Origin of the sequence: Bacillus sp. ISL-34, assembly GCF_018613325.1 — a bacterium.
Taxonomy (GTDB): domain Bacteria; phylum Bacillota; class Bacilli; order Bacillales; family DSM-1321; genus Peribacillus.
This window is the reverse complement of record NZ_JAGGQJ010000003.1, coordinates 75389-99516: the sequence shown is the minus strand read 5'-3', so window position 1 is coordinate 99516 and position 24128 is coordinate 75389. Positions and strand designations below refer to the sequence as shown.

General features: G+C 39.3%; 24 protein-coding genes, 1 tRNA gene and 2 pseudogenes. 20 read left to right on the top strand and 7 right to left on the bottom strand.

What is annotated here, in order from left to right; genetic code table 11:
- Positions 1-4: 4 nt before the first annotated feature.
- Positions 5-520 carry a YjcG family protein gene (locus J7E52_RS03155; RefSeq protein WP_101224091.1) on the bottom strand — a complete coding sequence of 172 codons (516 nt, stop codon included), beginning with the start codon at positions 518-520 and terminating at the stop codon, positions 5-7.
- Positions 521-600: 80 nt separating this feature from the next.
- Positions 601-1323 carry an alpha/beta hydrolase gene (locus J7E52_RS03150; protein WP_101224090.1) on the bottom strand — a complete coding sequence of 241 codons (723 nt, stop codon included), beginning with the start codon at positions 1321-1323 and terminating at the stop codon, positions 601-603.
- A gap of 192 nt (positions 1324-1515) precedes the next feature.
- On the opposite strand from J7E52_RS03150, the gene J7E52_RS03145 reads away from it, so the two are divergent.
- Positions 1516-2073 (top strand): phosphatidylglycerophosphatase A family protein, encoded by a 558-nt coding sequence (locus J7E52_RS03145; protein WP_101224089.1) that lies wholly within the window; start codon positions 1516-1518, stop codon positions 2071-2073.
- 17 nt (positions 2074-2090) lie between these two features.
- Here J7E52_RS03145 and J7E52_RS03140 read toward each other — a convergent pair whose 3' ends face one another.
- Positions 2091-2312 carry a hypothetical protein gene (locus J7E52_RS03140; protein WP_076367067.1) on the bottom strand — a complete coding sequence of 74 codons (222 nt, stop codon included), beginning with the start codon at positions 2310-2312 and terminating at the stop codon, positions 2091-2093.
- A 211-nt stretch (positions 2313-2523) separates the two neighbouring features.
- On the opposite strand from J7E52_RS03140, the gene J7E52_RS03135 reads away from it, so the two are divergent.
- The 11 genes and pseudogenes from J7E52_RS03135 (at position 2524) to J7E52_RS03085 (ending at position 10957) form a co-directional block, all read left to right on the top strand.
- A tRNA-Val gene (locus tag J7E52_RS03135) sits at positions 2524-2595 on the top strand.
- 687 nt (positions 2596-3282) lie between these two features.
- Positions 3283-3840, top strand: a complete 558-nt coding sequence (locus tag J7E52_RS03130) for a hypothetical protein (RefSeq protein WP_214743664.1) — start codon at positions 3283-3285, stop codon at positions 3838-3840.
- 123 nt (positions 3841-3963) lie between these two features.
- The gene (locus J7E52_RS03125) at positions 3964-4239 is read left to right on the top strand and encodes a MerR family transcriptional regulator (protein WP_214743663.1); all 276 of its coding nucleotides are present in this window, start codon (positions 3964-3966) and stop codon (positions 4237-4239) included.
- Between the two features lie 41 nt (positions 4240-4280).
- Positions 4281-4427 (top strand): annotated as a pseudogene (locus tag J7E52_RS03120) (MFS transporter); the annotation flags it as partial.
- Positions 4428-4853: 426 nt separating this feature from the next.
- Positions 4854-5156, top strand: a complete 303-nt coding sequence (locus J7E52_RS03115) for a WXG100 family type VII secretion target (protein ID WP_214743662.1) — start codon at positions 4854-4856, stop codon at positions 5154-5156.
- 35 nt (positions 5157-5191) lie between these two features.
- Positions 5192-5359, top strand: a complete 168-nt coding sequence (locus tag J7E52_RS03110; protein WP_214743661.1) for a hypothetical protein — start codon at positions 5192-5194, stop codon at positions 5357-5359.
- A gap of 262 nt (positions 5360-5621) precedes the next feature.
- Positions 5622-6869, top strand: coding sequence for a glycine zipper domain-containing protein (locus tag J7E52_RS03105; RefSeq protein WP_214743660.1), 1248 nt, complete (start codon positions 5622-5624; stop codon positions 6867-6869).
- Positions 6870-6878: 9 nt separating this feature from the next.
- Positions 6879-7676, top strand: a complete 798-nt coding sequence (locus J7E52_RS03100) for a hypothetical protein (protein ID WP_214743659.1) — start codon at positions 6879-6881, stop codon at positions 7674-7676.
- Between the two features lie 13 nt (positions 7677-7689).
- Positions 7690-8247, top strand: a complete 558-nt coding sequence (locus J7E52_RS03095) for a DUF5381 family protein (RefSeq protein ID WP_214743658.1) — start codon at positions 7690-7692, stop codon at positions 8245-8247.
- Positions 8248-9585: 1338 nt separating this feature from the next.
- Positions 9586-10323 (top strand): tRNA pseudouridine(38-40) synthase TruA, encoded by a 738-nt coding sequence (gene truA / locus J7E52_RS03090; RefSeq protein WP_214743657.1) that lies wholly within the window; start codon positions 9586-9588, stop codon positions 10321-10323.
- Between the two features lie 109 nt (positions 10324-10432).
- On the top strand, positions 10433-10957 hold the full coding sequence (locus tag J7E52_RS03085; RefSeq protein ID WP_214743656.1) for a type 1 glutamine amidotransferase domain-containing protein: 525 nt from the start codon (positions 10433-10435) through the stop codon (positions 10955-10957).
- Between the two features lie 268 nt (positions 10958-11225).
- On the opposite strand, the gene J7E52_RS03080 is transcribed toward J7E52_RS03085, so the two are convergent.
- A complete protein-coding gene (locus tag J7E52_RS03080) occupies positions 11226-11915 on the bottom strand; it encodes a DUF421 domain-containing protein (RefSeq protein ID WP_214743655.1) in 690 nt (229 codons plus the stop codon).
- Between the two features lie 312 nt (positions 11916-12227).
- On the opposite strand from J7E52_RS03080, the gene J7E52_RS03075 reads away from it, so the two are divergent.
- The 4 genes from J7E52_RS03075 (at position 12228) to J7E52_RS03060 (ending at position 17201) form a co-directional block, all read left to right on the top strand.
- A complete protein-coding gene (locus J7E52_RS03075) occupies positions 12228-14330 on the top strand; it encodes a YhgE/Pip domain-containing protein (RefSeq protein WP_214743654.1) in 2103 nt (700 codons plus the stop codon).
- A 285-nt stretch (positions 14331-14615) separates the two neighbouring features.
- Positions 14616-15458, top strand: a complete 843-nt coding sequence (locus J7E52_RS03070) for an ABC transporter ATP-binding protein (RefSeq protein ID WP_214743653.1) — start codon at positions 14616-14618, stop codon at positions 15456-15458.
- A complete protein-coding gene (locus J7E52_RS03065; protein ID WP_214743652.1) occupies positions 15391-16143 on the top strand; it encodes an ABC transporter permease in 753 nt (250 codons plus the stop codon). Before J7E52_RS03070 ends, J7E52_RS03065 begins: the two co-directional genes overlap by 68 nt.
- Positions 16144-16184: 41 nt before the next feature.
- Positions 16185-17201: an aliphatic sulfonate ABC transporter substrate-binding protein gene (locus J7E52_RS03060; protein WP_214743651.1), complete on the top strand. Its 1017-nt coding sequence runs from the start codon at positions 16185-16187 to the stop codon at positions 17199-17201.
- Between the two features lie 122 nt (positions 17202-17323).
- Here the strand turns inward: J7E52_RS03060 and J7E52_RS03055 are convergent, their stop codons facing one another.
- Positions 17324-18262: a DHH family phosphoesterase gene (locus tag J7E52_RS03055; protein ID WP_214743650.1), complete on the bottom strand. Its 939-nt coding sequence runs from the start codon at positions 18260-18262 to the stop codon at positions 17324-17326.
- Between the two features lie 449 nt (positions 18263-18711).
- On the opposite strand from J7E52_RS03055, the gene J7E52_RS03050 reads away from it, so the two are divergent.
- Genes J7E52_RS03050 through J7E52_RS03040 form a run of 3 tightly spaced genes read left to right on the top strand, consistent with a single transcriptional unit; the run spans position 18712 to position 21454 of the window.
- Positions 18712-19899 carry a CaiB/BaiF CoA transferase family protein gene (locus J7E52_RS03050; protein ID WP_214743649.1) on the top strand — a complete coding sequence of 396 codons (1188 nt, stop codon included), beginning with the start codon at positions 18712-18714 and terminating at the stop codon, positions 19897-19899.
- Between the two features lie 14 nt (positions 19900-19913).
- Positions 19914-21119 (top strand): acyl-CoA dehydrogenase family protein, encoded by a 1206-nt coding sequence (locus tag J7E52_RS03045; protein WP_214743757.1) that lies wholly within the window; start codon positions 19914-19916, stop codon positions 21117-21119.
- 23 nt (positions 21120-21142) lie between these two features.
- Positions 21143-21454: a DUF3870 domain-containing protein gene (locus J7E52_RS03040; RefSeq protein ID WP_048682993.1), complete on the top strand. Its 312-nt coding sequence runs from the start codon at positions 21143-21145 to the stop codon at positions 21452-21454.
- 843 nt (positions 21455-22297) lie between these two features.
- Here J7E52_RS03040 and J7E52_RS03035 read toward each other — a convergent pair.
- Together J7E52_RS03035 and J7E52_RS27345 are read right to left on the bottom strand one after the other, a co-directional pair.
- On the bottom strand, positions 22298-22711 hold the full coding sequence (locus tag J7E52_RS03035) for a hypothetical protein (protein WP_214743648.1): 414 nt from the start codon (positions 22709-22711) through the stop codon (positions 22298-22300).
- Positions 22712-22733: 22 nt separating this feature from the next.
- Positions 22734-22787, bottom strand: a pseudogene (locus J7E52_RS27345) (hypothetical protein); the annotation flags it as partial.
- A 149-nt stretch (positions 22788-22936) separates the two neighbouring features.
- Between J7E52_RS27345 and J7E52_RS03030 the strand changes: the two are divergent.
- Positions 22937-24031 (top strand): CotH kinase family protein, encoded by a 1095-nt coding sequence (locus J7E52_RS03030; protein WP_214743647.1) that lies wholly within the window; start codon positions 22937-22939, stop codon positions 24029-24031.
- Positions 24032-24128: the final 97 nt, after the last annotated feature.

Below are 24128 nucleotides of genomic sequence, written 5' to 3'. Positions count from 1 at the left end.
GAAATCATTCAGCTCCTAATCTAAATGTTTCATAAACGGTCCATGCCCCATCTTCAAGTTGATACAGCAAGTGAACTCGTTTCACCTCTTCTTCATGGCTGATGTCAAGCATGCTTAATTGGCCTAAAACATCAGAATGCTCATTATCGGATAAATCTTGAGCGATGGTAATATGCGGGACAAATGCATGTTCACTTTCACTTTTCATGAAGTCCTCATTGTTAAGTGCATCATGCAGTTCCTGAAGCCCTTCGGATAATTCCACTTTGAAATAAATAGTATTGCTTACGGGTTGGAAAGACTTCGTTTTCGTAACGCTTATCGTAAAAGGCCTGCACTTACGAGCAATGTCTTTTAATTGATCCGCGATTGTTGAAATTTCCATATCCGTCGCTTCGAACGTTGGTTTAAGCGTCAGATGCGGTGGTATGAAAGCATATTTCGTATCATACCGTTTGCGATAGGAGTTAGCTAAATCTTGAAGTTTTTTTGAAGGGAAAATTGCAACACCATATTTCATAAATAAAACCTCCTGATATTTTTTATTGTTGTATTATAGTTGGACATGTTTTTTCTTGAAACCATCTCAAAAAGAGAGGGTTAGAACATTTCCAACAGTGCTCGTTTTAAATCTGCCTGCCAGTATTTCCAGGTATGATTACCTTCAAATTCTTCATAGAAGTACGGAAATCCTTTTTGGTTGATTAATTTATGCAATTCCCTGTTGGGTTCTATGAAGTTTGCCTTCTTGCCATCCGTCGTCGGAACATCTGTTTCACCAGTCCCGATCACATGGTAAAGTTCGAGGAGATGCGGATCCTCAAAATTACGTACAGCATCCATTACTGCTTCATTGGCAAGTGGCGACTGCATGATGCATTTCCCGAATGTATGCGGATACTTTAGTGCGGCCAATAAGGAAACTGTACCGCCAAGAGAGTCACCGATCAAAGTTCGACCATGTCCCATTTGATAGGTTGGGAATTCATCATCTAAAAACGGGACAAGTTCATGGGCAAGAAAACGTATGTATGCAATGTGCTGTTCCCCGTCCGGATGATATTTGCGCCTGCGGTCAAAGCGGTCTTTATAGGGAATGCCGACAATGATGATATTCTCGATCTCATCGTTCCCTAACAGTTCATCTGCTACCCGACCAATTCGACCCATTTGAAAATAATCACGGCCATCCTGAGCAATCACAAGCGAATATTTATACAGTGGCGAAAAATTAGCAGGCAAGTAAACAAGCAGTTCCAATTCCTCTGCTAAAGCTTCGCTTTTAAACATGTACTCTTTAATTGTGCCTTTGCGTAAACTCATTCTCCCGCACCTCAATGATAATTAATAATGAAAAACAACTTACTTGATTATTTTAGCATAGCCTTGCGACTTTTTCCCGTGACAAGATTTTAGAATAGAAAATTTTCAGCGTATTTTCTAAAAATTTGAATAATAAGGTGCTATAATAAAAGGATATAGAAAAATAATACAATAAAAAAGGTGGCGAATAAAATGGCAGATGTACAGGTACACAGCAGGGAAGTAACGAAGGCGGCTAAACGAACATTATTAGAGCGTGGTGTCAGTGTGGAGGCAATTGCAAAAATCGTTTATGAATTGCAGTTCCCGTACAAAGCTGATCTTAAGCTGGAGGAATGCATCCACAGCGTTGAGCGTGTCCTGTTGAAAAGGGAAATTCAACATGCCATTTTAGTCGGTGTGGAGCTGGATAAACTGGCCGAGCAAAAAAAGCTATCAGAACCCCTGCAATCGATTGTTGAATCTGATGAAGGGCTGTTCGGAGTGGATGAAACGATTGCCTTTGGTGCAGTATTAGGTTACGGAAGCATTGCTGTAACGACCTTTGGTCATTTGGATAAAAATAAAATAGGCGTCATACACGAACTTGATAAGAAGCAAGAAGGAATCGTGCATACCTTCCTGGATGATATCGTTGCAAGCATTGCCGCGAGTGCCGCCTCAAGGTTAGCTCATCGTCTGAGAGATGAAGAAGAATCGTTAACTGAACAGGAAAAGGACATCCAGGAAGAAGAAGAGTTAATCGGTTAACCCTTGATTAACAATCTTCAGCCAGACCTATCAAACCTGGCCTTAATGAGGCGGGCAGAAAGGATATTGGCCACTTTAAATGTCCGTTTTGTCTGCCTTAGGAAACAGAATGCGTGAATATGGCCAGGATAAATTTCAAGCACCTGAATTTTCCGCTGTGTAATCTTACCTTGTTCGGAAAGATAAATTATCTCCAATGGAGCATTTTCTTCCATATGTTTACGAAGTATATATTTCATTCCCTGTCACTCCTTTGCTGACTTGCTTGCTATCATTATATGCGAACGTGTGTTTTATATGCAAGTGCAAAGGGAATGTTTGTTCGTGTTTTGTGGTGGAGGGAAATAAAATGAGATAAAACTAAAACTTTTTTAATATAATGCGTTGACTTTTTAACAAAAAAACTTATAATAAATTATGTACTTAAGTAACCAGTCAGTCATTACATACGACTTGTTAGCTCAGTGGGAGAGCACTTCCTTGACAGGGAAGGGGTCGTGGGTTCGAATCCCTCACAGGTCATCAACTGCCAAAGGCTCAAATCCTTGATATAACAAGGATTTGGGTCTTTTTTTATTTATAAAGAATTAGTTCATTTTGTATTATTTACTTAATTGGTGGCGGATAGAGAAGGATTGAAACATGATTAAATTTAGGAATCGTATAAAAGAGAGTAATACGGGTAGTATACGTTAACCTATAAAGGATGGTAAATAATGGAAACTTGTAGCAAATGCGGCAACGAACTTACGAGAGCCTATATTTCTGGAATTCAAGGAGAATTTCAGATAAACAAAAAACCAAGAGGTTTTTTCAAGGATAGTCCGATTTACAGCAAAGTATCTGCTTATGTTTGTTCTAAATGTGGGTATTTAGAGTTCTATGTAGAACAACCTGACAAATTCAAATAATGAAAGGGATTCTACTTCTTGTAAAAGACTCAAGGTTGCTGCTGCAGTCTTTTTTTATGGAGCAAACGGGGAAGGTTGGTTCATAAAGGATTCTGAATTAATGTCATGATAAATGGGTTATTGGGTAGAGACGTTTATAGGTTGACCATACCTCATATTTCTCTCTATCTAAAAAAAGTAAAGGGTGAAGTTCATGATTGACCCAATATTATTTGTTGCTATCGACACAAGTCTTTCTAAATCAGTAAATATGGAAAAGAGGAAACAATTTAGTATTAAAAGAATGCAGTAAGAAGAATTGTTTCCAACTGTCAAATTTACTTGCTATGAAAAAAAAGATACCTTAATTCGCACCTATTTCATTAAGAAACACCTTATTTTATTTGTAGAAGTAACGCCTTATATTCAACTATTTGAAGAAATATTTGGTGGGTGCATAACAGAAATGGATGTATTGGTTACCGATATGACGCCTGAAATTCTTATCCCAAACTTTGAAAAAGTCATTGCCGAAAAGGGACAGGGTTATACAGAACCATCATATTTCCATATATACGGACAAAGGTACTGGCATGATGATGCAATGATAGTTGGTAATAAAACAGCACTCAAGGAATTGAGAGATGCTATTGATAATGCTCTTCAATATGGTGAGGCACGAATAGGTCCTCTATCTAGTGATGGCGAGGGTTATAATTTGTTCATATCTTGTATGCCTGGTGAAACAGAAAACAACGAAGACTGGAAACGGATAAGGCTTCCTTATCATGATAGAGAGATTTATAAGCCAGATGATGATAATGAAGTTGACCCATTTGAATATTTAAAGTCCTATAAAAGTTTATTAAGAAGATAACATTTATCTTTTGCAACGGGGCAGGATAGTTGCATAAGAATTTAGATAGAATAATTTATAAATACCCTTGACCTGGAGTTCACTCCCAGCTGTTATGCTTTCAAGAGTTAGTAGGACATTGTTATGATAATTTCAGAAGTCAGCGAAAAATTACAGGACTGTCATTGGATTCCAGTAATTTTGTTTATGCGTAACGCAGGTATGTCTATAGAGTTGTTGCTGGAGTATGTAAAAATGGTTCATCAAGGCGATGAGACTATGCAAACAAGAAAGGAACTATTAATTGAACAACGAAACCAGTTGGTTTCAAGAATTAAGGATCAACAAAAAACCTTGAAGCTTTTGAACGGGAAAATTGAGAGTTATGAAAAGTCTGTAGTTCCGAATGAAAAAAACTAAAAAAACAAAAGAATAAGTAATAAACAGGGGTGATCAAACTTATGTCTAAACAGAATAGTTTACTTATAGTTATTTTGACCATAGGAGTTTTCGGTATCCTAACTACTGAGATGGGCGTAATCGGGATATTACCTTCAATTGTTGAGCACTTTGATATCAGTGTAGCCAAAGCAGGTTTGCTAGTGAGTCAGAAAAAAACACAATTTACCTTTTGGAATTTTCACGTGAAATGGTGGGAACCAAACTGTTCCCCTCCTGAATGAAACTGCAAGTCTCAATTCATCTATTACTCAAAAGTTCCTCAACCGAATACTTCTATAGCTTTCCAACCACCTCCATTTTTAACGGGAGAAATGGATAAACCTTCTTCCTCTGCATGAGGAAAATTCCAGTTTTCCTTGTTATCTCATGGGATATTTGCCAATACACTCGTTATGTTAATAAAATAAAACATTCTTCCTATATCTATTTGCTATTTCAATACTGGGGGCCTATGGAAGTGACTTAGTAATTATAGTAACATTTACTTATCTAAAATAGGGAATTGTTGTATTAAAATGGTATTTGAGAATAAATATAGAAAAAGTACGTTGACTCAATAATGAGGTGAAAAGATGAATTCGGATAAAGTCAGAGCATTAACAAAAGTGTTTCAGGAATCCTCTGAGGAGTTAAAATTAGATGAATCAAAATTAATGCAGAGTATACATACAAATACGGAGACATGGGCTGGCGAAGCCCGGAAAAAATTTGATTCAATACTACATGAAGCAGCTGTCCTATTTCAAAGACATTCAGACAATCTTTATCAAATAAGTAGAGAATTAGAAAGCGCAGCAAATGATGTTGACAGAGTGAGAGAAGAGATTGAAAGACAAAGAGAATTAGAGCGGCTTGCTTGTATGAAGGATGAGTAGAAACAAAATGAATGAAGGATATAAAGAGGTGTCATATGAAACCGAAGAATAGGGATCGTAAAAGTTTGGAAGAGGAAGGCTGGATCCTCCCGGATAAGAATGAGCAAAATAAAGATGGTAGTTTACTCCCCGGCTGCGGTGGTTTTTTTATTTTGTTCATTCAATTTGGTGTTTTGGCGCATCAAATAATCACTCTTTTTTAAGTCTCCCTTATGTCCGCTAAAGTTTTACAACTGTACTTGCCATTAATGATAATTGTTTTGAGAGGTTTAAAATGGCTCGTAATTAAGTAGAGGCAAGGAAAGAAAAAAGAAGATGACGGTAAGCAAGGAATGGATGAAAATTGGGTACCGGGTTGTGTCGACCTATTTATCCTGCCTTTACAGATTATACTATTAGGACATCACTTTTTTCATAGTATATAGATGAAATAGTTCATAAAGGAAAAGAAAAGAGGATGATACAGTGGGGAATAAAATTTCAGTAGACCCAGATCGTTTAGAAGATTTAGCAAATGAGTTTGTCTCGCACTTGTCAAAAATTGAAGAAGAATACAAGAGTCTTCATTTGGAACTAGTGAACCTAATTAGCAGTGCTCCAGCAGAGTATAGTCATTGTTTTTACCAAGTAGGAGATCCGTGGGGAACAGGAAATCAATTAGTTGACCTTCTGAGTGAAATGGAGATCGACCTTCGAATGACCGCCAATAAATTTTCCGATGCTGATAACTTAGTAGGTCAACTTTATAAACTGCATGAGAAATATGGAGCGCTCACTGTGATGGGTGCTTTAGTATCAAAACAGCTGGCATTTTATGGGCTAGGTTTTACGCAATTTATCAAAAATAGTGATGATGTCTATATGTATAAACATATGAATGCTCTAAATAAACTAACAGATGTAGTCGATAATTCCAAATTTCGTAATGTAGCGAGAGCCTATTTAAATCCAACCTTTTTATTGAAAAAATATAGAGATGTTCCATTTGCTGATTTAGTTCACAAAAAGGTTGCTAAATATCTTCCTGGTGATGTTGTTAAATATACAGATAGTTCAAAGGCATTATTTGAAGGGATTAATCATCGAGCATTGGACTCTACAACGTTTAAATCATTTCTTCAGACGGGAGCGAAATTTGCCAAAACCAACGCTGTTAGTGCAGTACTAGTAACAGGAGTAATGGAAGCAGGTGGAATGGGACTGAAAATTTCCGAAAACTATGCGAAATATGGAAATAATCCAGAGGTCTTAAAGCGAGAAAATGCAAAAGCGGTAGGAAATGCAGTGAATAATACCGTAGCGATTTCTGGAGGTTCCATTGCGGGAGCATTCGTAGGAGGTGCTCTAGGAAGTTTAGTAGGCCCAGTCGGTACGGTTGTAGGAGCCGCTGCAGGTTCATTTGTAGGAGGACTTGTTGGAGAGCAAGCGGCTAAACTTACGGCAGGTATAGCAGAGGAAGCAGCGATTGTCATGAAAGAACCTATACATGATGGGCTTGAACTGATTAAAGGTGGTTTTGAGAAAGCTGGTAAAGTTGTTGAAGGTGTTAATAAAGGTGCTGATTTCGTAAATGATCAAATTAAGGATACTATTGCTGACCCAATAGGGAAGGTGGGGGAAATTGGTAAGGGATTATCGAAAGCAAAAGAAACAGCGAGTTCCCTTGCCGATGGAGCAAAAGATTTTTTTGAGGATAAATTTTCATTTTTTTAAGGAGGATATATGAATACCGTTCAATTAAGTATTGAAGAGTTACTTTTTTCATTTTATAGTGAAGGTTTATTTGAACAAGGAATGTCGATTAAGGGAGCCTATTTTCCAACGCTTCAAGATGCCGAGTTGAAATTAATGCTAGAAATTGCCTCTCGCTCTTTGTTAGCAAAAGATATGTTAAAGGAAGTAAATAATCAATATAAGTTAAAAGATGAATTTGCTGCCTATATTCATACATTGAATAATGCAGAAAGTACCGTAAAGGCTTCTAAACATCAGCCAGACTTAAATGGAGAAGATAGTATTTCCTTTCATTTTAAAAATGGAGAGGTTTATTTACATAAAGTATTGTACGATCATCAAGTTCACTCTATTTCTAAGCTGCCGGAAGAAGAAATCCTTTCAGTTATAAGCGGTTTTTTCCATTTCCATACGTTAGAAAAGCAAGGTGAAGTTATTCTTCAGTTAAAAAGTGAAGAATTTGAAGAACTTTTAGAAGATGTAAGTCAATCTCATTCTTTACCGGAGTCAATTGTTGAGAAATGGGTAAGTAAAAAGGGAGATTCTACTAGTATCTTAGAGTTTTTAAATGATATTTCGAATAGAAACGGTAAAATGGATAGTTTAGTAAGCTTAATGTATGACTCAGAGAATAACCCTGACCTAAAAGATCTTTATTTTATGATTCCAGGAAAGAATGAATGTTGGCTAGCTACAAGGGACAACAACCTTGACCTGAGTATTCAGAGAGCAAATGAGGCATCTATTAATCAACTATTATTAACCAACAAGATTCTTCCAGCTTAAGGAGGTGCATTATTTGGTAAACGTTAAGAAAGAAAATAACGCCATTCAGATAAAAGGGTCCAAGTTCATGTACGGGTGGATGTTTCTTGCGACTGTAGGTTTTTTAATTGCTTGTTTTTTCTTAATCATACACGGTTTGAAATTTGAATCCAAGTATTCTTTATTTTACCTTGGTGGTGGTCTCATCTTTACTCCTTTTTACCTTTACCTAACGCTTTGGTCACTTCCAGGTTTTATTCCAGGAAAGGTCCTGTTAACGATTGTCCAAGGTGAAAATGGTACGATTGGGTCGAAGAAAGGTACAGTTTATATTAAGAATATCCGGAATATCAATTTAGTAAGAAATCCACTGAATTTAATCAATGATATAGTCATTGACACCCTTGATAACAAAACCATAAAAATTCGTACGTATAATTTACTTGATGACCTGGATTATCAGGTGGTTGTTGATCAATATCTTTATCCCTATATTACAGAAAATGCAAAAAAAGTATGGGATCGTAAGGTGGATTTAGATAAATTGCAAAGAGTAGCCAAATACGAGCGGCAAGAGCAGAAAATTGATTAACGTCATTCAAATTAAAAGATCTCAGTCCAAAGCTGGTGATTCGCGTCCAATTGTCTTTTTCATTATCGATGATACACAATGTAAAAAGGATTGTTCATATGCTAGTACTTTTATGTCAAAGAGTTTAAACAAAAATTGAGCGGTAAAAACAACTTCTACATCCATTTGTTTACGGTCTCTACAAGTCATGTAGAGTGTGTAATCATTGCAACAAAGAGATGCATGTAGAATTTGCATCGCTTTGTTGATTTGTGAGTAATTCCATATCGAATATCTGCTAACATTTTGCTAACGAAATATAATAAATTATGTTAAATCCAAGTTAAAGATGTACAGCTAGCACGAGTAATACTTTGATTTCATGCTGTTTCTTTCTACTGTTGTTAAACATATTACACTTTGAAACCACATGGGCGGCATAATATAATGATTCAAAAAGCCAAAACCAGTCCCACCAGTCACTTCGCACGATAGCATAACATCCTCTTTATTTAATTATAGGGAGTGGATTGATTTGTTTGCCATCTTTTCAACTTAACAACTGCAACATCAAATATATTTTTATAATTACTTTTGTGGAGAATGGTTAGCAAGTAATTATATAAGAAACAGTAGCTGACTTAGTTTTCTACTTTAATGGGAAATAAAGTTTTTATTTACCATCAAATAGGACTCTTATAACACAAGGGGTTTTCTGGTGGTAAATTGGTGGCAGACTGGTGGCAAAACAAAACATATTCCCACCAATTACATCTGTTTAGAAAAAATTGACCATTATATCAACGTTTTCTTACTAAATCTGTTATAATCCGATTACTTTCACTTCCTTGACAGGGAAGGGGTCGTGGGTTCGAATCCCTCACAGGTCATCAACTGCCAAAGGCTCAAATCCTTGATATCACAGGGGTTTGGATCTTTTTTTGTTTTTTGATTTCCTTATTAATCCTGTGTGTTGCTGCATTGCACAAAGTTTTATAGAAACTGGATATATGACGCCGGCTCGTTCGTTGCATGCCGTTAGCCACTTTGGTACACTATGCAGAAGTGCTTTTTTAGTTTGATTGCTAGGATTTACTAGGTAATCGCATGGATGAGCTGCAGGATTTTTACATAAATCATGGTCCAGTTAAGCTGTGGGGGCATCCTAAACGAAACCTGAAAATGGAACTCCTTTTACTGTAGACTTGTGGAGCAGCTACAAAACCCATTAACAATTTAAATATGTTTCTAAGAAAGGACAATCTGTTCCCTCATACAGCAGGAGTTGTATGGGGGCTTGTATTTTATCAAGAATTTTCTGTTTAGATGACTATACAGGAATAAAATAAGGAGGACGCAATGAACAATTATAAATTGACCATTCAATATGATGGCGGGCGCTATAAGGGCTGGCAACGACTAGGTAATAGTGATGATACGATTCAAGGGAAAATAGAAAATGTATTAACGGAAATGGCAGGGGAAAAAATTGAAATCATCGGATGCAGCAGAACGGATGCCGGTGTACATGCCCTTGCACAAATCGCCAATTTTAAGATCGGTGAAAATCTGACTGAAGCTGAAATCATGAATTATTTGAATAGATATTTACCCCGAGATATCAGCATTGTCGAGGTTAGTCTAGTTCCTGAACGTTTTCATGCCCGTTATAACGCCAAGGATAAAACCTATTTGTATAAGATCTGGAACGAGCCATATACTAATCCTTTCATGCGAAAGTACAGTATGCATGTAGAGGAAAAGCTGGATATCTCAAGAATGAAGAAAGCATGTCAACATTTTATAGGTGAACATGATTTCACTGCTTTTTCAAATGCAAAGTCTAAGAAAAAATCCATGGTGCGTGAGATATATTCCATTGATATAGAAGAAAATGCCGGCTTCATCCAAATTACGGTGCGAGGCGATGGATTTCTTTATAATATGGTCAGAAAGATTGTCGGGACGTTGATAGAAGTTGGGTTGGATGAAATAGATGCTGAAAATATACCAAGTATTATAGAGTCAAAAGAAAGAATCCAAACGGGCCGTATGGCGGAGGCAGCTGGGTTGTACTTGGTGAAGGTTGATTTTTAGGCCAAATGTTGATGATAGGTTAATGCATAAAAGTGTACAGGCAGTAGAAAAAGGGAAGTAATAGGGAAGAATGGTAAAGGGTAATAGAACGAAAGAAGGAGAGGTTTTCATGAGATTAGCAGGAAAGAAAATAATCAGTCTTGTGCACCATGATTTTGAAGATTTAGAGCTCTGGTATCCGATTTTAAGATTAAAAGAAGAAGGAGCGATTGTTCACCTCGCTGGAGAAAACGCGAATGAAACATACATTGGAAAGTATGGTGTACCAGCCATTTCTGATTATGAGTATGGCAGTATTAAAGCTGAAGAATATGATGCCATTCTTGTACCGGGCGGTTGGGCACCTGACAAAATTCGCCGGTTTCCTGAAGTGATATCACTTATCCAAAGCATGGAAGAAAGTAAAAAACCCATCGGGCAAATTTGTCATGCAGGTTGGGTGTTGATCTCCGCTAAAATTTTACAGGGGAAGAATGTAACGAGTACACCGGGCATTAAAGATGATATGGAAAATGCGGGGGCAACTTGGATAGATCAGCCCGTCGTAGTAGATGGAAACCTGGTATCAAGCAGGCGTCCGCCTGATCTACCGGATTATTTAAGGGAATTGATAAACGTGATTGAAAAGAGTTAATTAGGATAGGCTGAAAAACCAATCAGTTTGTCGGCATAAGGGGGTTCGGAATGGTCTCACCCCGAACCATGATGGGGAAAGAGAGCGGATTTCTGAAATCAACGGGAACGTTTTTCAAAGAAAAAAACTGTAGGTAAACTCGCTTTCTTCGAATTTGTCTACAGTCTGAATGGAGTGGTTTTTCCTTCTGGAAAAACCGCTTTTTATTATTCCAACTATCCAATTATGAAATATTAAAATGATTTGTATTGCATACCACAAAGGATTATTACCTTGATTGATCCTTAATCAAATCAATATACAAATTTCCTTTTGTCCCTATGACAGCATACGAGATGTCAAAAACAGCAAGATTTCTTTTTTTGAGTTCAGCCATTAACGATTCGTGATCGTAGGTGTGTTTGGATAAGTTGTCATATAGAATCTTCCCATCTTGGACCAGTTCAATCGGTACAGTTCCTGCTGGGGGGAGTAAAGGTAAATCCTGCTTGGCGGCATTTTGGTATTGTTCTTTTTTTAAGACAGAGAGGGAGCCATTTGTCTCTAAAATGGCACAGTCCACTTCTTCTATGTTGAAGATATCTTTTCCTCGCAAAGCCTGTTTAAGAGAATCCAGTGAATACCCCATTCGTTTCATTGACTCTTCGAGGATTTGTCCTTTTTCAATTAAGGTCGCAGGTTCTCCAGCGATCCATTTCCCGAAGCGGGGATTTCGAATCGATAGAAGATTCAGCATAAAAACGACGGTACCCATAATAATAATTGCAAGGATAAAATACAGGAATTGAATTTTAATATTGAATGCTAGATTCCCTGCAATTGTCCCCATCGTTATTGAAGCGATATATAGGTGATAGGTCCTCTGGGCAATCGTCTGTTTACCGAGGAGATGGACAAATACCCATAATAAAATAAAAGAGGTAAAGGTTCGAAAGATGATTTCAACAGATTCTGACATGACTATTTCTCCCATACAAAACTCCCGACATTTTGTTTGTGATAGTATGTTCTTACACCTTGCCGTTTATTCTGTAACTAAAAAAGGAGAAAAGACAAGAAACCGTCTTTGAATTGGGAACCCACCTTACATAAATTGATAGCTACATTTTTAAAACCAGGCATTCAGGATAAGTGAATTCTCAGGAAGTAAGTAGTTCGTTGCTTGCTTCTTTTTATTTGGTCTGAAAAATCCATGGATATGTTTACTTAGTATCGATAGGGAAATTTCTTCGAATAATAGTATCAAAATACTTTTGCACGGGGGTATGTTTTGAGAAATATTCGGGAAATTTTCATTGACGATTTAAAAAGCATTTATAAAAATTTCTTTGTTTGTATTGTGGTTGTTTTTCTCATGTTCATCCCTTCCATTTATGCGTGGTTTAATATTGTCGCATCTTGGGACCCGTATGCAAATACGGAAGGAATCCTTGTCGGTGTTGCCAATAATGATAAAGGTGCTGAGTTAAATGGCGAAGCCGTGAACATAGGCAAGGAAGTCATGGAGGGGTTAAAGGAGAATAAGGATCTGGGCTGGAGATTCACATCGGAAAAAGAAGCGATAAGAAAGGTGGAAAAGGGGGATTATTATGCATCCATCATCATTCCGGATAACTTTTCCGAACATATTGCGACGATCATGACCGATGATCCTAAGAAGGCGGAAATTGATTACTATGTTAATGAAAAGATCAATTCCATAGCTCCTAAAATTACGGCAGCGGGTGCCAACAGCATTGTGGACAATGTGAGCAAAACCTTTATCAAATCAGCTAGTGGCAGTATCCTTGCAATCTTTAATGAACTGGGAATCACCTTGCAAAACGAGTTGCCGACGATTCAAAAAATGAAGAATATGGTGTATTTATTAGAGGGTGAATTGCCTGAGCTTGAACAAAATATCAAAACCGTTCAAACACATGTCAAAAAGGCCGAAGATATCATTAAGAAGGTTAATGATGGCCTTGATTCAATAGAAGGAATAACATCGCAGAAGGACAAATTGGTATCGGACGTTTCTAGTTATGTAGATTCAACAAGGCAGGCATTCGCAGAAATCAATCCCCTTTTGAAAAATGATATTGCGAACATCAGGAGCGATAATGAGTCCATCTTAGTGCTGGCGAACCGGTTAACGGGTCAGGGTCTGCCTGGCAATGAGTCGGATCAGCTAGTGGAACAAGGGATAACGAGGATAAATAAAGAGTTGTACCTTTTGGACAGTATGTATAATCTATTGGTGAGAGTCAATCAATTTAATGAGAAAAACATGCTTCAGCCAGAAATACAGCTAGTTGATGAACTAAGGGATAATGCGTCAAACCAACTTCAAGCGCTGAATGACCGAGCCTACGGCAATCTTATCGAACTTGGCGGGAACAATGATCAGGTCTTGGCGAGATTCCAGGAGAGCTATTCAAAGGAAACAGGGCCAAAATTCACTGAAATCTGGAATGAAACGGAATCAATATTGAATAATGTCCAGCTTACGATGGAGGAGGGCACCAAGGTTCTTCCTGAGGTGAGGACGCTGTTGAATGAGACCAATCGAACATTGGAAACACGTACAGGGGATATCGATAAGTTACAGAAAAAGTTTCCGGAAATCGAAACGAAAATAAAGGCTCTAGCTTCTAAAATGAGGGAAATCGATAAGTCTTACAATATGGAAGAAGTGATCGATTTCCTAAGGAATGATATTGAACAAGAAAGTGAATTTTTTTCAGAACCAGTGCTGCTCAATAAACACAGTCTCTTTCCGATTCCGAACTATGGATCAGCCATGTCTCCTTTCTTTACGGCACTTTCCCTTTGGGTCGGGGGTACAATATTGATTTCCATGCTTAGCGTGGGTGTTTCACAAAAAGTCTACAGCCCGTATCAAATTTATATCGGGCGGTATCTTATATTTTTCATCATTGGGGTAATGCAGGCTCTTAGTGTTTCCATTGGGAATATCCTCCTGATCGGTGTGTATGTAGCGGATAAATTTGAGTACATCCTGTTTTCTGTTCTGATAAGTACAGTATTTACACTCATAGTCTACACCTTCGTTTCCGTTCTTGGAAATGTTGGAAAAGGGATAAGCGTCGTCTTGATGGTCCTACAAATATCAAGTTCAGGAGGCACCTTCCCGATTCAAGTCACACCGCCCTTTTTTCAACATATTAATCCCTTCTTGCCATTCACCTATGCTGTAGGTTTACTTCGTGAATCTGTTGGGGGAATAACTTGGAGCGTAGCTGGCAAGGACATTTTTATCTTGATTCTCTTTTTAATAATCACGCTCATCTTAGGTATCATTTTGAAAAAGCCTCTGCATGCAAGGACACAAAAGATGAAGGATAAATTGTATGGAAGCAGGATTTTTTAAGGCCCATTGAAAGAGTGCAGGTGACTTCGGTTAACTAAACTTAATGAATACTAAAATTAGCCTGAACCCTTACAAAGGGCTCAGGTTTTTTATTTACTGAATGGAATTTGTTCATATGTATTTTTGTGTAAGTTTGGAATATTTATCAATACATTGACAGTTGAATAGAAAGATACCGATAAATTAGAATTTTTGCATTTTTATAGTTGACAAAAACCATTGGATTAATCATTATTAAGAAATAATGTTTAGTAAATCGATGCGATATAAAAGTGGGGTGACTTTATGTATTTAACAATAGATGGCATTGAAAAAAGTTTTAAGAATGAAAAGAAAGAAAGCATAAAGGTGCTCGATAAGATAAACATAGAGGTCGAGAAAGGAAGCTTCGTTTCGATCGTCGGCCCTTCAGGATGTGGTAAATCCACACTCCTTTATCTGATTGCCGGCCTTGATAAGGCAGATGTAGGTGAAATACGTGTAGCTGGGAAAAAAGTGGTGAAGCCAGGTCCGGAACGGGTCGTAGTGTTTCAAGAGGCGGGGTTATTTCCTTGGTTGACGGTACTTGAAAATGTTACATACGGATTGAAGTTAAAGAAAATTCCCAATGAACAGGCTAAAGCCAAGGCATTGGACATTTTAAAGATGGTTCACCTCAGCCGGTATGTTGACTCCTATCCACATCAACTCTCAGGGGGCATGAAACAGAGGGTAGCCATCGCAAGAGCGTTGGTGATGGAACCTGATATCCTGTTGATGGATGAGCCATTCTCTGCACTTGATGAGCAAACGAGGATGGTCTTGCATAAAGAGCTGCTCGAAATCTGGAGAAAAACTAAAGTGACGATTTTTTTCGTTACCCATAATATTCGTGAGGCTGTTCAGCTTTCCGAAAAAATCATCGTCTTTGCTACCCGTCCCGGGAAAATCAAAGAAACGATTTCCGTCCCTTCCATGAAAGATGGAGTTATGCCTGATAGTGTAACTTTGCATACAGAACAAAGGGTTTTATCGATTTTGCAGGAGGAAATTGAAAAAGTGCTGAAGGAGGAAATGGGGAATGATTACAGCTTTAAGACGAATCATATTCATCGCGATGATAGCGGGGATATGGGAAGTCACATCTAGACTTTCCAGTCTTCCGGAATTCATGTTCCCAAGCCTGACCCAGGTTTTGGAAACTCTGTATAATGGACTGATGAGCGGACAAATAACCGAAGCCATCGGAAAAAGCCTTGGCCGTATCCTGATCGGCTTTATGATTGCCATTATAGTAGGTCTGATATTAGGATATTTCATTTGGCGCTTTAAATTGGTTGAAGACACTTTAGGATTCCTCGTGACGGCATTACAGTCCATCCCGAGTATCGTGTGGTTCCCCTTGGCGATCATTTGGTTTGGATTGAATGATTTTTCGATCCTCTTTATCGTCACCATCGGCGCAACTTGGACGATGACGGTTAATGCAACCAGTGGATTCCGGAATGTACCCCAGTTGTATCAGCGGGTTGCCAAAACATATGGATCGACCGGATTTCATTTTCTTCGCACCGTGATTTTACCAGCATCCGTCCCGCAAATAATATCCGGTCTGCGAATCGCATGGGCCTTTTCCTGGCGTGCATTGATGGCCGGTGAATTACTTGGCGGGGGAGGCGGTCTTGGACAATTGCTGGAAATGGGCAGATCACTTGGACAAATGGATCTGGTCATCTCCGTGATGATCATCATCGCAATCATCGGAACAATCGTGGATAATGTCGTCTTCTCCCGCCTTGAACGTAATGTTCAACTGAAATGGGGAGTGAAGTAACGGTAGTTTAATAAAATAATAGTTCAAAAGGAGAGAAAAATATGCTGAAAAAATCATTTTTTGCCCTAATTCTGTCTGTATTGTTAATCGGAATAGTGAGCGGATGCACTCAATCCAGCAGTAATGATGAAGAAGGAGAAGGGGCGGGGGGGAAATCCGTGAAAATTGGGTATTTTCCTAACTTAACTCACAGTGCAACGATCATTGCACTTGAAAAAGGCTTTTTTGAAGAAGAGTTCGGTAAAGATGTTAAGATTGAAACAAAAACAGTGGCCAATGGCGGATTATTCATGGAAGCAATGGCTACAAACGCCATTGATGTCGGAACGGTCGGGCCTGGTCCATTGCTTAACTTTTACGTGAAAAACCCTGAATACCACTTGATCTCCGGGGCAGTAAATGGAGGTGCCGTACTAGTGGCTAGCGAGGGCAGCAAGGTTACGGATTTAAAAGATTTAGACGGTAAAAAGGTAGCGATTCCCGTCATTGGGAGCACACAGGATGTCATGCTTAGGAAAGCCCTTAAAGATGTTGATTTAAAACCGACTACAAATGGGGGGACAGTTGAGCTTTATGCAGCAGCACCTGCTGACACAACCGCCCTTTTTGTCCAAAAATCCGTCGATGCGGCAGCAACGCAGGAACCATGGGGTTACGTATTGGAAAACCAGGCAAAAGGAAAGTTAGTGCTTGACTGGGATCAATTTGCATGGGGAAAAGATTCACCTAACACGGTAGTCGCTGCAAGCCAGAAGTTCTTGGATAAAAAGGGGCTCGCTGCTTCCTATTTGAAAGCGCATGAAAAAGCGGTGAAGTTTATACAAGACAACCCTGAAGAAAGCCAGGAGCTGGTTATTAAGCATTTGAAGGAATTGACTGGAAAAGAATTAAGTAAAGAAGAAGTGGCTTCAGCATTTTCTCGCCTTGAAGTGACAACTGAAGTTAATGAGCAAGTCATTCAGGAAATGGCCGACATAAGCAAAGAAGCTGGTTATATCCCTAGCAATGATATAAAAGGCATGATCGATTTATCAATTCTTGAAGAAGTGTCCAAATAAATTGAAATAAGCAAGCGCCTCAGCCATCCTGGCTTTGGCGTTTTTTTTTGTAATCAGGTAAAGGCCTATTCCGTTTAATTAATTGGGAATATGATTAAACACGGCAGGTCATGAACTCCCTGTTATGGACAGACTTGATCCAATGCTTGGATAACATGATCAACCTCTTCCCAGGAATGGATGGTAGCACCTGAAGCCAGTGAATGTCCTCCTCCATTGAATTGACGTGCGACTGAAGCGATGGGAATATTCCGTGAACGTATCCTGACACGGATTTCAGAAGGATATTCGATGAAGAAGGCCCAGATTTTATTGCCCCTTACACTTGATAGTGTATTGACTAAATTCGAAGCTTCGAGTCGATCCACACCATACATATTTAAAAGATCCTCCGTAATAATGAAGTAAGCCACCCCTTTATCGGTTACCTTGAAGCTCATGAGAATGTCTTTTTGTAGTCTTGAAGCATTTTTCCCCTTTACATTAAGGCTGTTATGGATTCTTTCTGGCTGAATATTATAAGTTCTTAAGTGCGAAACCATCTTTAATGTCCTGGGAGTGGTATTCCCATTCATGAAATTCCCTGTATCACTAAGTATTCCTGCATAAAATGATTTAGCCGCTTCTTTATTCATGATAAAGCCTTCTGGAAATTCCAAGAACAAATCAACAAGCATTTCACTTGCAGAGCTATAAGAAGGGTCGACCCAAGAAAGGTCACCGAATTGTTCGTATTCGGGATGGTGGTCAATTTTGATGAGCATGTTCCCTTGATCATAGCGGGAATCACTGATCCGTGAAATATTGGCCGTATCACAAACAATCACTAAGGCACCTTTGTAACTTTTATCGGAAATGACATCCATATCACCAATGAATCGAAGCTTATCAACTTCCTCGCCTACCGCATAGACTTCTTTTGAAGGGTAGGAATGCTTCAATAGCTTCTTTAAACCGATTTGTGATCCCAATGCATCCGGATCCGGATTAACATGGCGATGAATGATAATTGTGCGGTATTTCTTGATCGCTTCGATTATTTCCGTTTTTTTATTGTCCATATCGCCATCTCCCTTTTAATCTTTCCTTGTCTGTCGAACGATAATTGATAGTATGAAAACTTCATATATTGATAGTTATACATATTCAATCATCACATGCCAAACGAATAAAGGCAATTCCGATTTCTATTTATGGATTGAGGGAGTCCTGGAAGTATTTTTATATTAAACGGGAAGTATGGTAGTAATAAAAACACCCGAACAAAATTATTGCAAAATTCAAAAAATAGAACTATACTTAATTTACCAAACCGATGACAGCAAGTTACCTTGTTGCATGGCCGGCTTGTCATAAAACTGGAATCCATAAAAATTGACTTGGTTCACTTGATCTTCCTTTGCAGGAAGACAGTTCGTGGATAAGGGTCAGTGAAACATTCAATGTATTGACATTGTTGGTTTTACTGGCTCTTTTTTGTGTATCCCGACAGTTTGAAAGGGGTGATGATATGAATGGAGCTTTGGAAGGAGTCAGGATTATCGATGTATCCCGTGTTTTGGCGGGGCCGTTTTGTTCCATGATTCTCGGTGATTTGGGTGCCGATGTTATTAAAATCGAGCACCATGAATCAGGTGATGAAACGAGAGGATGGGGTCCGCCATTCGCCCAAGGAGAAAGCGCTTACTACATATGTGCCAATCGAAATAAGCAAAGCATGACCTTGAATTTAAAGTCGGAACAAGGGAAAGAGATTTTCCGGAAGTTAGTGGCTTCAGGGGATATAGTGATTCAAAATTTCAAGACGGGTACATTGGAAAAAATCGGACTGGGTTATGAGGATTTAAAGGAAATGAACCCCAAACTGATCTTGGCATCGATTACGGGATTTGGTTTAACAGGACCTTATAAGGATTTGCCTGGCTATGATTATATCATTCAAGCGATGAGTGGTTTGATGAGCATTACAGGAGAAAAAGATGGGAGCCCCGTGAAGGTCGGGGTAGCCATAGCTGACATATTGACTGGCTTGTATACATGCATTGGCATTTTATCCGCTTTACATCATAGGGACAAAGCGGGGGAAGGTCAGGAAATTGATATTTCGTTAATGGATTGTCAGGTTTCTTCATTGGTGAATGTCGCCAGCAACTATTTATTCAGTGGCTTGACCCCTGAACGAATGGGAAACCAGCATCCCAATATCGTTCCATACCAGACGTTCCGGACAAGGGATGGGGAGCTTGTCGTGGCTGTAGGAAATGATGATCAGTTCAGGAGATTTTCAACCGTTATAGGCAGACCTGATTTAGCCGAGCAGGAACAATTTAAGCATAATGATAAACGTTTGCAAAACAAGGAAGTATTAATACCGATAATAGAGGGTTTGTTGAAAGGAAAGACAAAGAAGGAATGGAAAAGGCTGTTTGATGATGCAGGGATACCCAATGGTCCGATCAATGATATCGCAGAGATGTGCGAGGATCCGCAAATCATCGCAAGAGGCATGTTGGTGAGCATGGAGCATCCCACAATCGAAGACCTTAGGGTGACGGGATCGCCCCTGAACCTTTCAAAAACGCCGGTTACGATGAGGAAGCATCCGCCGCTCTATGGTGAGCATACCGATTCCATTTTGGCTGAAATTGGATATAGTCCAGACCAAATAAGTAAATTCAAGGAAAATAAAATTATTTAGGAGGAATTTTAATGATGAATTTCGAATTAACAGAAGAGCAGCAAAGTGTGAAGAAAGTGGTAAGGAAATTTGTCGATAAGGAAATTATCCCTTACATTCAAGAGTGGGATAGGAAAGGTCAATTCCAGCCGCATATTTTAAAAAGGTTAGCGGAATTGCAGTTGATGGGCGTTTGTATACCCGAAGAGTATGGTGGAGTCGGAATGGATTATAATACCCTGGCCATCGTTTGTGAAGAGCTGGAGCGAGGCGATACGGCTTACCGAACTGCAGTATCGGTACATACAGGGTTGAATAGCATGACCCTGCTGCAATGGGGGACGGAAGAACAAAAACAGAAATATTTAGTACCGCAGGCAAAAGGGATCAAGATTGGTGCTTTTGGTCTGACTGAACCGAATGCAGGGTCAGATGTTGCTGCAATGAAATCAACCGCAAAACGTGTTGGGGACCATTATATCTTGAACGGGTCAAAAACATGGATTTCGCTCTGTGATTATGCAGATCATTTCCTCATTTTCGCCAAGACGGATCATGATGCCGGTTCAAGGGGAATCACTGCTTTTATTGTGGAACGGACTTTCGAGGGAGTGGAGTCGAAAGCCATTAAAGGGAAATTGGGAATTCGTGCCGGGAATACAGGCGAAATATTTTTAACGGATGTAAAAGTTCCGGTGGAGAATAGGCTTGGTGAAGAAGGTGAGGGCTTTAAAATTTCGATGTCGGCATTGGACAGCGGTCGGTTTACGGTGGCCGCAGGTGCTGTAGGGTTAATTGAAGCAAGCCTGGAAGCAAGCTTGAAGTATTGTCATGAACGAAGTACATTCGGAAAAGAGATTGGCAGGCATCAGCTCGTTCAACAGATGATTGCCAAGATGACCGCAAATTTAGAGATTTCCAGATTGCTCGTCTTTAAAGCGGGTTCCTTAAAAAACCAAGGAAAAAGGAATACGAAGGAAACATCACTTGCCAAGTGGATTTCATGTAATGCTGCTAACGAAGCGGCCAATGATGCTGTTCAAATTCATGGTGCCTATGGCTACTCAGATGAATATCCAGTGGAACGTTTTCTGCGGAATTCAAAAGCTCCGGTCATTTACGAAGGAACCCGTGAGATTCATACTGTAATGCAGGGTGAATACGCACTTGGCTACAGACAAGATAAAGAGCTTCGTAAGCAATTGCCTGCATGGCCCTTCGAGCAGGTTTCCGTACATTAACTATAGATAGAGGAGATCAGATGATGAACACATACTTTATTGCAGGGCATGCAAAGCTTCCACAAGGGATGGCAGCGAGAAATATATATGATTCCATCACCATCACGGTAGAGCTTGACTTTAAATATGGTGTAATAGTCGAGGCTTCCTGTACACTTGCCACAGAACATGGCAGGGAATTCATTCGTCAGCTGCTGCGGGGGTATTGCCTGAAAGATGGTATCGAAGAATTGATTGATCGTGTGCAGATGCATTATCGTGGGAAGGCTGGTCAAGCCATTCAAGCAGGGCTGAAGGATGTGTATGCACAGTTCGAATTGGTCTCCGTTAAATAAGCGAAACTGGAAGGATCCTACCGTATGTAAGAGGGTGGGATCCTTTTTAATATGTTCAATAAATGATGGAGCTGCTGATTTTATGAAAATATTAGTGGAACTGATTCTAACCCGCTGCTCGTTTGGCTTCAACAGGGTAATGCTAGAGTTGGACTAACAGTTGTGGGTAAGTTTGATATTTATATTAGTTTAACTGCTAAAACAAATGTTCATTCTAAGGCAAAATATAGAGAGGTGCTAAATCATTCATGGATAGATATTTTAAATTAATTCTTCTGCTATTACTATTTAATAGTGGTTCAAATATTTATGGCTAAAGCATTATTTGATCTTTTCGACCGATTGGCTAGTATTTCTCAATCGTTAGCAAACCATATTTTTAAAACAAAACTTGGTTATACTCCATGATTTTTTATTGTTTTATATGGGATGAAACCTTATTGGATTGAAGAAATTTGACTCCTGCCGAATAACTGGCTAGCCGAGACCCCACAGACGCTAGCGGCGAGGAGGCTTGGCAGACAGTCGGCGGAAAGGGAGCGGATTTCTGAAATCAAGCAGAACTTTTTTTTGAGGGTTTGTAAAATATGAACGTTGATTTCCACGCTAGGCACTCGCTTTCCGCGGGCATCCGCCCTGGGCGCTCTTCGCGCCTGTGGGCCTCCCTTGGATGCGCTTTTCCCGCAGTGGTCTCGAACACCCGCTCCAATCAACTAAGGAAAGGACATTTGATTATATAAAACCAATCCTGATAATTTTAAAAACACAAAACTCGCCGCTATACGGCGAGTTTGTGTTTTTACATATAAATTGGACTTAATGTTAATCTTAATATCCTGTACATTAAAACGGAACCATGAAACTAGAAGCACCATTTCCGTTTATTGCGAAAGTTATTGCAGCCGAACCACCTGCAGTGTTTGGAGGAACACCGGTTTCTGCTGGCCCGCCTTTGTCTGCTGCATATAGAACACCGTTTTCTGCTGGTGCGCCTTTGTGTGCGGCATGTCGATCTCCGTTTCCAGCAAGAGCCCCTTTGAGTGCCGGAAGTGGATCGTTTCCAGCAAGTACCCCTTTGCGTGCCGCAAGTGGACCGATTCCTGCTCGTGCGCCTTTGCGTGCTGCATGTGGACCTGATCGTGCCCCTTTGAGTACCACAAGTGGACCGATTCCTGCTCGTGCAACGTTTGGTGCTGCAAGTAGAGCATCTTTTTTTGTTGCTTGTACGTGAAGATCTGCCTTTTGAATGTGGGTCATTAAACATGAAATCGCTTAATCCCATGGAATTGGCTCTATCCACCGCATTCTGTATGTCACGAATGATGTCTGACATATATACTCCCCCTTTCTATACATTAAACTATGTTGCTTGTACGTGATGTGCTAAAGATAACCCTCAATTTTTTTAAAAATAGTGGTTTTTTTTGGTGACATCCTTCGCTTTTTTCCATAATTTAATAGGAAAGTGAAGGGAAGGGTTATATGAATTCTGACAAGAATCTGCCTGTGTACCAGCTTTTTATTCCACCAGTCAATTTAATGGAACTTCGCAGAGATATATGGTGCAATGATCCTTTACCGGCAAAGTTAACACTTAACAGAAAAAAACTTGATATTGATATTGTGTACCGTGGCTCTCATATCCGCGGTTTTCGCAAAAAATCCTATAATGTAGTCTTTTATAAACCTAATACTTTTAAGAATGCCAAGGAAGTTCATTTAAATGCCGAATATAAAGATGTATCTTTACTAAGAAATAAATTATCTTTAGACTTTTTTGCGGATATAGGCACCTTATCACCGGACTCCCAGTTCGTTTTTCTGAATCTGAACGGAAAGGACGAAGGGATATACCTGGAATTGGAATCGGTGGATGAATATTATTTGAAGAAAAGGGGGCTGCCCAACGGGTCCATTTTCTATGCAGTGGATGGTGATGCCAATTTCTCATTGATGAGCGATTTGGATAAAGGAATCAAAAAATCATTGGAGATGGGCTATCAGAAAAAATGCGGGACAGCAAAGGATGAATTATATTTACAAGAGTTGATCCTTCAAATCAATACAATTTCAAGAGTGGATTTTGAAAAGGAAATCGTAAAATATGTCGACGTGGAAAAGTACCTGCGCTGGCTGGCCGGTGTCATATTCACACAAAACTATGATGGGTTCGTTCATAACTATGCCTTGTATCGAAATGGAGATACTGGACTCTTTGAAATGATTCCATGGGATTATGATGCGACATGGGGCAGGGATGTTAACGGGAAGGTGATGGAAGAGGATTATGTGGGAATCGAGGGATTCAATACATTGACTGCCAGAATCCTTGATGTAAGGGGATTTCGTATCCGATACCAAGAACTTCTTAAGGAGATTTTGAACAATCATTTTAACGTGGGCTATATGAAACCTATCATTCAGGAAATGCATGAACAAATAAGACCTTATGTTTCAAAAGATCCATATATCAAGGGGAATATTGTGAAATTTGATAATGAGCCCGAATTCATCCTGAAATTCATTGAGGCCCGTGCAGAGTATATAAAAAGCCGACTGCATAAATTGGATTCATAATTCCTATCCTTTAGTGATGGAGCCATGAAAAATATAACAGTAGGAGTGTTGAACGAAAAGCATTCCTGCTTTTTTCTGCACGATTCCATTTGCTTTT